Annotated in this window: 8 protein-coding genes; 4 read left to right on the top strand and 4 right to left on the bottom strand. The window is 67.2% G+C overall.

What is annotated here, in order from left to right:
• Nucleotides 1–7: 7 nt before the first annotated feature.
• From pgaA to CFB82_RS27255, 4 genes are all read right to left on the bottom strand, one after another.
• Nucleotides 8–2,701 carry a poly-beta-1,6 N-acetyl-D-glucosamine export porin PgaA gene (gene pgaA, locus CFB82_RS27275; RefSeq protein WP_089486037.1) on the bottom strand — a complete coding sequence of 898 codons (2,694 nt, stop codon included), beginning with the start codon at nt 2,699–2,701 and terminating at the stop codon, nt 8–10.
• A gap of 105 nt (nt 2,702–2,806) precedes the next feature.
• Nucleotides 2,807–3,607: a hypothetical protein gene (locus CFB82_RS27270; protein ID WP_089486036.1), complete on the bottom strand. Its 801-nt coding sequence runs from the start codon at nt 3,605–3,607 to the stop codon at nt 2,807–2,809.
• Between the two features lie 62 nt (nt 3,608–3,669).
• The gene (locus CFB82_RS27265) at nt 3,670–4,113 is read right to left on the bottom strand and encodes a hypothetical protein (protein ID WP_089447454.1); all 444 of its coding nucleotides are present in this window, start codon (nt 4,111–4,113) and stop codon (nt 3,670–3,672) included.
• 713 nt (nt 4,114–4,826) lie between these two features.
• Nucleotides 4,827–5,825, bottom strand: coding sequence for a LysR substrate-binding domain-containing protein (locus CFB82_RS27255; RefSeq protein WP_089486034.1), 999 nt, complete (start codon nt 5,823–5,825; stop codon nt 4,827–4,829).
• 601 nt (nt 5,826–6,426) lie between these two features.
• Between CFB82_RS27255 and CFB82_RS27245 the strand changes: the two genes are divergently transcribed.
• The 4 genes from CFB82_RS27245 (at nt 6,427) to CFB82_RS27230 (ending at nt 13,365) form a co-directional block, all read left to right on the top strand.
• Complete coding sequence (locus CFB82_RS27245) at nt 6,427–7,842, top strand: circularly permuted type 2 ATP-grasp protein (RefSeq protein WP_069251305.1); 1,416 nt, start codon at nt 6,427–6,429, stop codon at nt 7,840–7,842.
• A gap of 64 nt (nt 7,843–7,906) precedes the next feature.
• Nucleotides 7,907–8,848: an alpha-E domain-containing protein gene (locus CFB82_RS27240; RefSeq protein WP_069251306.1), complete on the top strand. Its 942-nt coding sequence runs from the start codon at nt 7,907–7,909 to the stop codon at nt 8,846–8,848.
• A gap of 8 nt (nt 8,849–8,856) precedes the next feature.
• A complete protein-coding gene (locus CFB82_RS27235; protein WP_089486032.1) occupies nt 8,857–9,840 on the top strand; it encodes a transglutaminase family protein in 984 nt (327 codons plus the stop codon).
• Between the two features lie 96 nt (nt 9,841–9,936).
• Nucleotides 9,937–13,365 carry a transglutaminase family protein gene (locus CFB82_RS27230; protein ID WP_089486031.1) on the top strand — a complete coding sequence of 1,143 codons (3,429 nt, stop codon included), beginning with the start codon at nt 9,937–9,939 and terminating at the stop codon, nt 13,363–13,365.
• Nucleotides 13,366–13,536 lie beyond the last annotated feature (171 nt).

Genomic DNA, 13,536 nt, shown 5'->3' with positions numbered 1-13,536 from the left:
CTCCTTGCTAGAACGGCAGGTTGACCGACATGAAGCCGGTTTCGGAGCGTTCGCGCTGGCCGTCGTACGCGTGGCTGCTGACCTCGACGCCGTAACTCAGCGTGATGTCGTGCTTGAACGTCCACGCGTGCTCGAGGCGCGCGCTCCACAGGGCGCTGGTGCCGAAGCCGCGCTCGTTGTACATGCCGCCGGACACCGAGACGCGCTGCTGCAGCCCCATGTCGCCCTTCTTCCACAGCGTCAACTGGTGCATGACGGTCGCCGCGGCCGCATAGTCGCGGCCCGGGCTGAAGTAGGGCGCGTTCGTGCGCGTGTTGCTGTCGGTGCCGAGATCCAGCGATACGTTGACCTGCTGGTTGGCGGTCGTGTACACGCGCTGCGTGGCGGTTGCCGCGATCTCCTGGTGGAAGTTCGAATCGCTGTAGCGGCTCACGCCGTAGCTCAGCTTGACCTCACGACGGTCGTTCTGGCGAAACACGACCGACACGTTCGCCGAGCGGCCCCAGATGTGCGCGGCATACGCCTTCCATGGCAGCGAGTTGTCGTTGGAGTCGAGCCCGGCGGAGACCGTCCAGTAGTCGTTCAGCGCGTACGCGATCGATCCGCGGCCGCCCGTGCGTCCGTCCCCGCCGAGCGAGCGTGTGACTTCGCCCAGCACGGTGAGCGGCCCGTGCCGGTAGTCGCCGCCGATGCCCGTGCGCGTGCGGCTGACGCTGCCGCTGTCGGTTTGCGCATGGCCGTAGAACGTGTGCGCGAAGACCCGCCAGTTGTCGCCGAACGGTTGCGAATAGAGGTAGCTGTCCGACGTGAAGCTGTTGTCGGCCAGTGCGCTGTTGCCGTGCTCGAAGCTCAGGTCGGTGGTGAACACCGGGCTGCGGTACGCCTTGTAGTCGCGCTTGAAGGTCCGCACGGCGCCGCTGTCCGGGAACGTGTTGTCGAGGGTCTGGTCGACGGACTTCGCGGTCGCGTAGTCGTCTGCCGTGAGCGATGCGCGACCGAGGCCCGCGAGCATCTCGACGCTGTCGGGGTGGTCGGTCAGCGACGCGCGATACATCGCGATCGCCTGGCGCGGATGCGCCTGGCCGGACACCGCGTCGGCGTGCGCGGCGCGCACCTCCGCGTTGAACGGCACCTCCTTCTCGAGCTCTTCGAGTGCGGCGATCCCTTCATCGGGGTGACCCGTGAAGATCAGGTATTGCGCACGCAGCCGGTAGTAGCGCAGATAGTCGCTTTCTCCCGGACCGACGTTGGTCACCTGCTTGGCCGGCGGAAGCGTCGCGCCCATGTCGTCGAGCGCCTTCTTGGCGTCCGCCGCGCGTCCCTGGTCGACGTACGACCAGAACAGCCCTTCGCGCAGTTCGATCGGACGCGTGCGTTCGCCGTACTGGAAGCCGCGGGTCGCGCGATCCGTCGGCGACGCGGTCGCCTGCTTCAGCGCACGCTGGTACACGGCATTCGCCTTGCCCGGTTCGCTCAGGTACAGGTAGGCGTCGCCCACGGCTGCCAGCGCGTCGATCGAGATTTCCGCGTTGGACGGAATCGTCTCGAACGTCGCGACGGCCTGCTTCATGTCGCCGCGTGCCGCAAGGGCGATCGTCCGGTCGCCCGCGAGCGCGGTCCTGACCGGCGTGTACTCGGGCGTGGCCGGGATCCGCTTGTCGAGGTCGTCTGCCGCGCGCAGCGCGTTGTCGATCCCGTCGAAGCGGTCGGAACTCGTCATCGAGCGCGACTTGTCGCGTCCGCCGCGCACCTGCTGGCGAATCGACAGTTCTTCCAGTTGCGCGATGTCGACGGCGGAGAACGCATCGGGCCGGGCCTTCGCTTCCTCGAGCGCCTTGACCGCGCCACCGCTCGCCGCGAGGCCGAACACGTCATTGCGCACGGTCTCGACGTCGGCGGTACGCAGGTTCGGCGCCTGGGCGTTCGGCTTCTCGACGTCGGGTCCCTGCGATCGCTGTGTCGGCTCGCCGGGTAGCTGGGCGCCGGGCGTCTGCGAGTTCGGCGCCGGGGACGACGGCGGCGGTGAGCCAGGCATCTGGGGAACGGGCGTGGGCGAGTTCGGCATCGGGGTGCCGGAGGCCTGCGCGGTTTGCGTCGGCGCGAGCGGCGGCGTGGCGGGTGCGGCTGGTTCGATCTTCGGCGGGGTGTCCGAAGGCGGCGCGATCGGCGCCGGGGAAGGGGAGGCGGAAGTGTCGGACATCGTCGACGCTTCAGGTGGACGGGCGTTCTCGGCTTGCGCAAGCAGCATCGGCGCTGCCGGTGTCTGCGCGACCGGTGCCGGCGTAACCGCCGTATCCGCCGTATCCGGCGATCGCGCATCCGGCACCGCGGCGCTCGATCGCGGCGCCTCCGGTTCCACCACGACAGTGGTCGGCATGGTCGGCTGCTGCGGGTTCGATGCCTGCGCGATCTGCATCGATTCGTCCGAAGCCCGCGCGATCGGCGTCGTCGCATGAGGTGGCGGGGCGACCTCGGCCAGGGCAATCTGGATCGACACGACCGTCGGCTGTCCACCGCGCGGCCCCGCATCCGGGGCGCCGTGGGTTCCGGCGAATTCGTTGACGCGGCCTGCTTCCGGATCGCCGTCGGCGGAGAAGCAGGGGCTGGACGCGACGAGCAGCAGCACCAGCGGTGCATGCAGGAGGAGCCGTCGGTTGGACGGCGCGACGGTGGTGAATTGTTGTTTCCGATTGTTGTCCACGAGTTGTCTCCTGTTGGCACGATCACATCAGTTGGCCGCCTGACGACGCACGTCTTCGCACGTCGCGCGGCCGGGCTGCCAGGGCCCGGCGATGCGGACCCCGGCTTACAGCCGGTTGCGGATCGCCTGACCGAGCAATGCACGCGATTCGCTATTCTTGGGGTCGATCGCGAGCGCCCGGCTCGCGTTTTGTTCCACACAGTCCCATTCGTCGATCACCGCGCACGAGCGCGCCTTCGCCAGCGCACGCGCGCTTTCCAGCTCGGCGTGCGTGATGCTTGCCGTCTGCATCCGCATGGTGTCGGTGCCATACGGCCGGGGCCTGGGCGCGAAGTCCATGCGCCTGCTCGTGCCAGCCAGCGCTTCGGCACGCTGCGCACGGTGCGCGGCGCCGTGCCGCGTGGCGGCGCGACCGTAGGCCGATGGATGCGTACCAGCCGCGAGCGTCACGGGCGGCACATGCGCCGACTGCCGGTGTTTCGCGACGGCACGGGGGGCGGGCTGCGGCGCGGCTTCCGGTCCGGCCGCGAGCGTGACGGGCGGCACGGGGGATAGCTCGGGCGCGGCCGACGTCGACGCGACCTGCGGCGCCGGCGCGGCCGGTGCGGCCTGCGTGCGTGTCGGGGCCGGCCCGTGCTCGGCCGATGTCCCGGACGTACCGGTTGCGGTGGCACGCGAGGCAAGGGCCATGACCGCGTTGCGGGTTTTCCCGACGGCGGTTCCGATCGCGCTGGAGATGTCGTGCGTCACGCTCGCATGGCCGACCGTCGTGTCCCGTTCGGCGTACGCGAAGATGCCGAAGATCGCGGCGAATGCGACGAAGCTGAGCGCCGCGTTCTTTCCGGGACCCCAGGAGGGTTTCGGCTGGTGGGCGGGCGAGTCGTCCTGTCGTTCTGCACGAGTCATTCATGTCTCCTCGATTCGATACGTTGTGTTGTAAGACGTGATGGGGTGCGCTCAGGTGGCGCTCACCATTTCAACTGCGTGGTCAGCACCCCCGTTTCGACGATCGCGAACTGGGTCGCTCCCTCATAGGTTCCTTCGACCCGGTAGCTCGCATCGGGCACGCTGAACAGGCAACGCGACCCCGAGGCATTGAATTCGACGAGTACGCGGCCATGTCGCCGCAGGCGCACCTGGACGTTGGCGAGCGGCTGCCCCGTCTTGGCGGAAGCAAACGACACGCCCAGGTTGTACGGCCGCCCGTCGGGCGGCAGCGGCGCGGTACCGTCGATCCGCGCATCGCCGCAGATATACGAAATGACGTAGCGATCCGCACCCGGGCCGGACGCGGTGGCGGCGGCGGACGCGGGTGGCTGGGACGTGAGCGTCTGGGCCGTTGCATTCATGCAGAGCGTGCAGATGAAGACGCCCACCAAAGGGCGCGCATGCTGTCGAAACGAGGAAGACATTGCAACCTCCCGTCCGGAATCAATGGCGAGCATTTATTCCGAGTCAGATTTGCCAACGTTCTTTTTGCGACACGCTATTGATACACGATGGTTTTTGAACGAACAACCGCGTGTGGCCTGAATGGGACGGCGTTAAATATCCTATTTAAATAGGATAACGACGGATTCGTATGACTTCTCTTAACTATGAAGAAAGTCGATATTGCCGAATATGAAAATTGCTACTCGGTAGCGATGATCCTGCACGCATTGAATCACGTCAGACGTATCGACATTCATGCCGAAAAATAACGACCGATAAAAGGAATTTTTGCGACTGTGTCCCGGCAGAATTGATATCGATCCAGATACAGGTCGCACGATATGAAATGCGAGGGAGGCGTTGTTGATATTTTAGATTGTTACAGGTAAATCGAAACTTTTAATTTGTTCTGTAACAGGGTATTTCTGCCCAGATAATCAGACGGAAAATGCCCATGTGCTATGCCGGACGTAAAAAGTTCAACCCGGGAATGCAAACGATTGCGATTCGTCTGATATCGATTGCGCGTCCGGCGCGGTAATTATTCAGGCTAAAGCGGGATCGTTGCTTGCTACCGGAGAGTGGGGCGCGTTCGCCGGGAAGCGGCGCGGTGCGAATGCCTGCGCACACCCGATTGTCGCGAACCGGGCTGGCGTTCGCGCCGTCCGCGGGAACGACGCGAACGCGGCGATCAGCGGCTGCCGCCCGCGCTGCGTCGGGCGATGCGCATCGCCGGTGCGGCCGCGGGCTCGGCCGCGCCGGCTGCACCTTCGACCGCCGCGCGCGGCCGGTTCATGATGTAGGTCCACAGTTGCTCGGCCGCGAGCCCGCGCTTGCGGGCCGACCGGTACAGGCGGATTTCGAGCTCGGTGATCCAGTCACCGGAACCCGCGCACACGAGCGTGCCTTCCGCGAGTTCCTTCGCGACGCAGCTTTCCGGGAGCCAGCCGATCCCGTGCCCGGCCAGGACCATGCCCTTGAGGGCCTCGGACATGTGCGTCTCGAAGCACCGGTGCAGTACGTACGGCTCGGTGGCGTTCAGCAGCAGCATCTCGACGATGTTGCCGAGAAAGGCGCCCGACGAATACGCGAGCAGCGGCAGTGGCGCGTCGGGGGTGCCCGGCAGCTGGAACACGGGCTTGCCGCGCGCATCGGGTGACGACACGGGCAGGATCCGTTCGACGCCGAGGCTGACGAACGGGAAGTGGTTCGGGTCGAGCACGATCGGCAGCTGCGGATGGTGATAGCCGAGCAGCAGGTCGCATTCCCCTTCGACGAGCTGCTGCACGCCTTCCGGCACGTTCACCGCGTTGACGCGCGCGGTGACGTGGCCGACCTCGCCGTTGAGCTGCTTGAGCCATTCGGGAAACAGCGTGAAGACGAGCGTATGGGCCACCGCGAAACGCACGACCTGATCGCTGGCCGCGAACTGGTCGTAGCCGTTCACGAGATTGCGCGCCGCATACATGCTGCGCAGGATGTCCGCGGCGAGCCCGCGGAACATCTGGCCGGCCGGCGTCAGCGTGATCGGGTTGATGCTCCGGTCCACCAGCTTCGCGTCCATCCAGGTTTCGAGTGCGGCTATTCGTCTGCTGAATGCCGATTGCGTGAGGTGCCGGTTACGCGCGGCCCGGGAAAAGCTCTTGGTATCCGCCAGGCTCAGGAAATCTTCCAGCCACTTTGCTTCCATTTCGATCTTCGCTTTTTATAGTCGGGCGCCTGAAAGGCGGCGGCACCGTTTGCTGCACGAACGTTCTAGCGTACCGCGCATCGCGCCGGTCGGCCCGATGTTTTTTTTCGATGGGTGTCAGTCGAAATATGCATGGGCGTTGTCGGCGGGATTAAGGCTGCATAGCGTTGAGGTGCCGGACCCGACTAACCGGACAGTTCATCGCGTCGAACTGCCGGTGCGGCCGCAGACGGTACTTCCCCTTAGGGCCGGTTGCGCCGTGCGCGTACCGGCCCGCCTTCCCGTCCTTTCGTTCCGGTGGTCCGAGGCCCGGGTGGCCCGTTTTTTGTGCAGTGCAGATTGCACATTCGTGACACGCGGGGGAACTATGTTCGAAAGACGCGGCGCAGCATGAACCGTGCGCGCCGGCGACGCACCGTCGTCGCCCGTCGCGTCGGGCGCTGCACCGTGATGGTGCGCAATGCCGCGCGGGCGTGCCCGGCGCGGCGCGAAAACGGGGGGATATCGAGGGGATCGAGCAAGGCACGTTCCTTGCAAAGCATTGATTACGCCGGTCCGGCATGCGCAATGCCGGGGAAAACGATCGATGGAGAAAAGATCGATGAAGCCATTCGATGAAATGCTGCAATCCGGCGACATGGTAAGGGCGCCCTACGCGCGCCTGAAGCAGTGGCTCGACACGCAGAATCCCGCGAGCCTCGCCCAGAAGGCCCACGATGCGGAAGGCGTGTTCCGCAAGACGGGCATCACGTTCGCCGTCTACGGCGACGCGGAGGCCGCCGAGCGGCTGATTCCGTTCGACATCGTCCCGCGCATCATCTCGGGCGCCGAATGGAGCCGGCTGTCGCTCGGCATCGAGCAGCGCGTGATGGCGCTCAATGCGTTCCTCGACGACATCTACCACCGCCAGGAAATCGTGCGCGCGGGCATCGTGCCGAAGCACCTGATCGCGCACAACGAAGCGTTCATCCCGGAGATGATCGATTTCCGGCCGCCCGGTAACGTTTACACGCACATCATCGGCGTCGACATCGTGCGCACCGGCGAGAACGCGTTCTACGTGCTGGAGGACAACGCGCGCACGCCGTCCGGCGTGTCGTACATGCTGGAAAACCGCGAGACGATGATGCAGCTCTTCCCGGAGCTGTTCCAGCAGGTGAAGGTGCGTCCGGTCGAGACCTATCCGCAGATGCTGCGCCAGTCGCTCGCGGCCGTGTGCCCGCCGGGCGGCAACGCCGACAACCCGACCATCGCCGTGCTCACGCCCGGCATCCACAATTCCGCGTACTACGAACACTCGTTCCTTGCCGACCAGATGGGCGTGCATCTCGTCGAGGGCAGCGACCTGCAGGTGATCGACGGCCGCGTCGCGATGCGCACGACCGAAGGCTTCCAGCCGATCGACGTGCTGTACCGCCGCGTCGACGACGCGTTCCTCGATCCGCTCACGTTCCGCCCCGACTCGGTGCTCGGCGTCGCGGGGATCATGGACGTGTACCGCGCGGGCAACATCACGATCGCGAACGCGCCCGGCACCGGCATCGCCGACGACAAGGCGATCTACTCGTACATGCCGGAGATCGTCGAGTTCTACACGGGCCGCAAGGCGCTGCTGGAGAACGTGCCGACCTGGCGCTGCGGCGAAGCCGACAGCCTGAAATACGTGCTCGACCATCTCGACGAACTGGTCGTGAAGGAAGTGCACGGCTCGGGCGGCTACGGGATGCTGGTCGGGCCGTGCGCGTCGAAGGCCGAACTCGAAGCCTTTTCCGCGAAGCTGCGCGCGCGCCCCGCGAACTACATCGCGCAGCCGACGCTCGCGCTGTCCACGACGCCGATCCTGACCGAAGCCGGCCTGGCGCCGCGCCACGTCGACCTGCGGCCGTTCGTGCTGGTGTCGGACCGGATCCGCATCACGCCGGGCGGGCTGACGCGCGTCGCGCTGAAGGAGGGATCGCTCGTCGTCAACTCGAGCCAGGGCGGCGGCACCAAGGACACCTGGGTGCTGGCCGACTGAGCCGGACGCGACCGCGCGCCCCGCGACCGGGGCGCCAACCGAACGAAGACGGAGTGGACACGAGATGCTTCTGGGACGTACTGCAAGCGGTCTCTACTGGATGTACCGCTATATCGAGCGCGCGGAGAACATCGCGCGCATCGTCGATGCCGGGCTGCGGATGGCGCTCACGCGCACGTCCGACGCGCCGGCCGAATGGTCGTCGGTGCTCGTCAGCTCGGGCACGGACGACGGCTACCGGCAGAAATACGACGCGTATGCGGCCGATACCGTGACCGACTACCTGCTGCGCGACCGCGACAACCCGTCGAGCGTGTTGTCGTGCATCGAGGCCGCGCGCTCGAACGCGCGGATGGTGCGCACGGCGCTCACGCGCGAGGCATGGGAGAGCGTGAACGGCGCGTGGCTCGCGCTGCGCCGCGCGCTCGCGCAGCCGGTGCCGGAGAGCGAGCTGCCGAACGTGCTCGACCAGGTGAAGCGCGAAACCGCGCTGATCCTCGGCAGCTTCTACAGCACGATGCTGCGCAACGAGATCTTCGATTTCGCGCAGATCGGCGCATTCATCGAGCGCGCGGACAACACCGCGCGGATCATCGACGTGAAATACCACCTGCTGCTGCCGTCGGTGTCGCACGTCGGCACGATCCTCGACAACTACCAGTGGGAGACGATCCTGCGCTGCGTCGCCGCGCACCGTTCGTACCGCTGGGTGTACGACGTGCAGTACAAGCCGATGAACATCGCCGACTACCTGATCCTGAACGGCCGCATGCCGCGTTCGCTGCGCTATTGCTACGGGCGCGTCGTGTCGAGCCTGAACCTGCTCGCGAAGGATTACGGTGTGACACACCCGTGTCACGACACGGCCACGAAGATCCTGCAAATGCTGTCCGACACCTCGGTCGAGCGGATCTTCAAGAGCGGCCTGCACGAGTTCCTGACCGACTTCATCGGCCGCAACAACAGCCTCGGGCTCGAAATCGCCCAGGCTTACAACTTCGACTGAGACTTGCCATGCGACTCGCCATCCGACACATCTCGCGTTATCAGTACGACGATCAAGCCACCCATGCACTGCAACGGCTGCGGCTGCGCCCGCAGTCGGGCCCCGGGCAGACGGTGCGCGCGTGGCAGGTCACGATCGACGGCGTCGAGCCGTCGCTGTCCTATGCCGACGGGCTCGGCAACCGGATCGACCTCGTGCGGCACGACCGCGGCGCGAAGGCCGAGATCGTCGTCGTCGCGGCCGGCGTCGTCGAGACGCAGGACCGCGCGGGCATACTCGGTCATCCTGAAGGCTATGCACCGCCTTGGATCTTCGAGCGCGAAACGGCGCTGACGAAGGCGGGCGACACCGTGCGTGCGCTGGCGCAAGCGCTGCCGATCGAGCCGCACAGCCTCGACGCGCTGCACTGGCTGATGACGGAAGTGCACGACCGCATCGCGTATGCGCCGAACCTGGCCGCCGACGCCCCCGTCGACGCGGAAACCGCGCTGCAAAGCGGCGAGGGCACGAGCCGCGACCATGCGCATGCGTTCATCGCGGCCGCGCGTGTGTTGAAGATTCCCGCGCGTTATATCTCGGGCTACGTGCTGGCGGACAGCGCGATGCAGCGCATCGCCGACGCGAAGCAGAACGCGGGCGACGTCGAGGAAGAAGAAGCGCTCGCGCTGCAGAGCGGCGAGGGCATGCAGCAGGTGCTCGGTGCGTCGCATGCCGCGCAGTCGCAGTCGCAGGGGATGCCGCAGCCGGCGCACGGCGTGCAGCCGCAGGCGGCGGGGCTGATGCAGCAGCCGGCCGGCCATGCGTGGGCCGAGGCCTACGTCGAAGGGCTCGGCTGGGTCGGGTTCGATCCGTTCATGAATCGCTGCCCGGACGAGCGCTACGTGCGCATCGCGGTCGGCCTCGACTATCGCGACGCGCAGCCGGTGACGGGGCTCGGCGCGACGGCCGTCGGTGTCGAGATCAGCGTCGTGCAGACGCCCGAGCTCGTCTGACCTCGCGCACGCTTTCGCCGAATCCGCCAGGCCGGGGTGCCGCGTCGCATCGAGCGCGACGCGGCGCGCGGCCGGCCCAACCCGAACCGAGCTCCCATGTCCATCCACGTCGCGCTGCATCACACCACCCGCTATCGCTACGACCGGCTCGTCAACCTCGGCCCGCAGGTCGTGCGCCTGCGGCCCGCGCCGCACTGCCGGACGCCGATCCTCGCGTATTCGATGACGGTCGAGCCTGCGCAGCACTTCATCAACTGGCAGCAGGACCCGTTCTCGAACTATCTCGCGCGGCTCGTGTTTCCGGAGCGCACCGAGCACTTCGAGATCACGATCGATCTCGTCGCCGAGATGTCGGTGTACAACCCGTTCGACTTCTTCCTCGAAGCCAGCGCGGAGCAATACCCGTTCAGCTATGACGACGCGCTGAAGACCGAGCTCGCACCGTATCTCGTGTGCGACCCGCAGACGAGCGCGTCGCCGCTGTTCCGCGCGTATCTCGACGGCGTCGACCGCACGCCGGCCGGCACCACGAACTTCCTCGTCGCGCTGAACCAGCAACTGCAGCACGACATCGGCTATCTCGTGCGGATGGAGCCGGGCGTGCAGACGCCCGAGCAGACGCTCGAACTGGCGTCGGGCTCGTGCCGCGACAGCGCCTGGCTGCTCGTGCAGCTGTGCCGTCATCTCGGCATCGCCGCGCGGTTCGTGTCGGGGTACCTGATCCAGCTCACGCCCGACGTGAAATCGCTCGACGGCCCGAGCGGCACGTCGGTCGACTTCACCGACCTGCACGCATGGTGCGAGGTGTACCTGCCCGGCGCCGGCTGGATCGGCTTCGACCCGACCTCGGGCCTGCTCGCCGGTGAGGGCCACATTCCGCTCGCCTGCACGCCGCAGCCGACGAGCGCCGCGCCGGTCGAGGGGCTGATCGACGAATGCGAGGTGTCGTTCGAGCACGAGATGACCGTGACGCGCGTGTACGAATCGCCGCGCGTGACGAAGCCGTACACGGAATCGCAGTGGGACGGCGTGCTGGCGCTCGGCATGCAGGTCGACGGCGCGCTGGCGGCCGGCGACGTGCGGCTCACGCAGGGCGGCGAGCCGACCTTCGTGTCGATCGACGATCGCGACGGCGCCGAGTGGAACACCGACGCGCTCGGCCCGACCAAGCGCGGCTACGCGACCGAACTCGTGCAACGGCTGCGCGCCGAATACGGCGACGGCGGCTTCCTGCATTTCGGGCAGGGCAAGTGGTACCCGGGCGAGCAACTGCCGCGCTGGGCGCTGTCGATCTTCTGGCGCGCGGACGGCCAGCCCGTGTGGCACGATCCGTCGCTGTTCGCCGACGAGCGCGAGCCGTCCGCCTATACGACCGACGACGCGAAGCGCTTCATCGATGCGCTCGCCGCGCGGCTGAACCTGACCGGCGAATTCATCCGGCCCGGCTACGAGGACGTCTGGTACTACCTGTGGCGCGAGCGCCGGCTGCCGGTCAACGTCGACCCGTTCGACTCGCGTCTGGACGACGAGCTCGAACGCGCGCGGCTGCGCAAGGTGTTCGAGCAGAAGCTCGACAGCGTGGTCGGCTACGTGCTGCCGGTCAAGCGCGCGGAAGACGCGCGGGGCCGCCATCGGCCCGGTCTCGACGGCCCGCGCTGGCAGACGGGCCCGTGGTTCTTCCGCGACGAGCGGATGTACCTGATGCCCGGCGATTCGCCGATGGGCTATCGGCTGCCGCTCGATTCGCTGCCGTGGGCGAGTCGCGCCGACTATCCGTATCTCGTCGAGCGCGACCCGTTCGCGCCGCGTGACGCACTGCCGGATGCTGCTGCGATCCGTGCGCGCTACGCGGGGCCGGCCGATGCGCCGCGCTACCTGTCCGGCGTGCATCGCGAGGCGTCCGCGCAGACCGTGATGCAGTGGCGCGACGACGGCACGGCCGGCAATGGCCGGCCGGCCGCGCGCGACCCGGGTCGCCTCCCCGAGCGCTTCGAATCGGCCGCGTGGATCACGCGCACCGCGCTGTGCGTCGAAGTGCGCAACGGCATCCTGTACCTGTTCATGCCGCCGCTTGCCGCGCTCGAGGATTATCTCGACCTGCTCGGCGCGATCGAGCTGACCGCGCACGCGCTGGGCGTGAAGCTCGTCCTGGAGGGCTATCCGCCGCCGCGCGACGCGCGGCTGAAGATGCTGCAGGTGACGCCCGATCCCGGCGTGATCGAGGTGAACATCCATCCGGCCAGCAACTTCGACGAGCTCGTCGATCACACCGAATTCCTGTACGACGCCGCGTGGCAGTCGCGGCTGTGCAGCGAGAAGTTCATGGTCGACGGCCGCCATGTGGGCACGGGCGGCGGCAACCACTTCGTGCTCGGCGGCGCGACGCCGGCCGACAGCCCGTTCCTGCGCCGCCCGGACCTGCTCGCGAGCCTGATCGCGTACTGGCACAACCATCCGTCGCTGTCCTACCTGTTCTCCGGGCTCTTCATCGGGCCGACGAGCCAGGCGCCGCGCGTCGACGAGGCGCGCAACGACCAGCTTTACGAACTCGACATCGCGTTCGCGGAGATCCAGCGCAACAAGCTGCTGTTCGGGCAGGACATGCCGCCGTGGCTCGTCGACCGCGTGCTGCGCAACCTGCTGATCGACGTGACCGGTAACACGCACCGCAGCGAGTTCTGCATCGACAAGCTGTATTCGCCGGACTCGTCGACCGGTCGGCTCGGCCTGCTCGAGCTGCGCGCGTTCGAGATGCCGCCGCATGCCCGGATGAGCATCGTGCAGCAATTGCTGCTGCGCGCGCTGGTCGCGCGTTTCTGGGCCGCGCCGTACACGACGCCGCTCACGCGCTGGGGCACCGCGCTGCATGACCGCTTCATGCTGCCCGCGTTTCTTCAGATGGATTTCGACGACGTGCTGACCGAACTGCGCGACGCCGGCTTCGCGTTCGATCCGGCGTGGTTCGCGCCGCACTTCGAATTCCGCTTCCCGCTGTTCGGCCATATCGCGGTGAACGGGATGCAGCTGTCGCTGCGCGGCGCGCTGGAGCCGTGGCACGTGATGGGTGAGGAGGGTGCGCCCGGCGGCACGGTGCGCTACGTCGATTCGTCGGTCGAACGGCTCGAAGTGCGTGTGACGGGGCTGAACGACAACCGGCACGTCGTGACGGTCAACGGCCGCGCGCTGCCGCTGCAGCCGACCGGCACCGTCGGCGAATACGTCGCGGGCGTGCGCTACAAGGCATGGTCGCCGCCGTCCGCGCTGCATCCGACCCTCGGCGTGCACGCGCCGCTCACGTTCGACATCGTCGATACGTGGCTGCAGCGCTCGCTCGGCGGTTGCCGCTACCACGTCGCGCATCCGGGCGGTCGCAACTACGCGACGTTCCCGGTCAATGCATACGAAGCCGAGAGCCGCCGGCTCGCGCGCTTCGTCGAGATGGGGCATACGCCGGGGCGGATGGATGTCGCGGCTGCCGCGCCGAGCCGCGAATTCCCGTTCACGCTCGACCTGCGGCGGCCGTGACCGGACGATGACGAGGCGGATGACGATGCGCGGTTCGCGATACCCGGCGGTTTCGGTCGCTGGCGGCCCTGCCGGAATGCTAGGATGCGGGCAGATTGCGGCCGCGCGCCGCAGCCCGCCACCCGGAGGGGCGGCGCGCGTGCGCGGCCGCACCCTGACGACGGAACGACA

The organism is Burkholderia sp. HI2714, from assembly GCF_002223085.1.
In the GTDB taxonomy this organism is placed as follows: Bacteria; Pseudomonadota; Gammaproteobacteria; order Burkholderiales; family Burkholderiaceae; genus Burkholderia; species Burkholderia lata_D.
The sequence above is the reverse complement of the archived record's forward strand: the minus strand, read 5'-3'. Positions and strand labels throughout refer to the sequence as shown.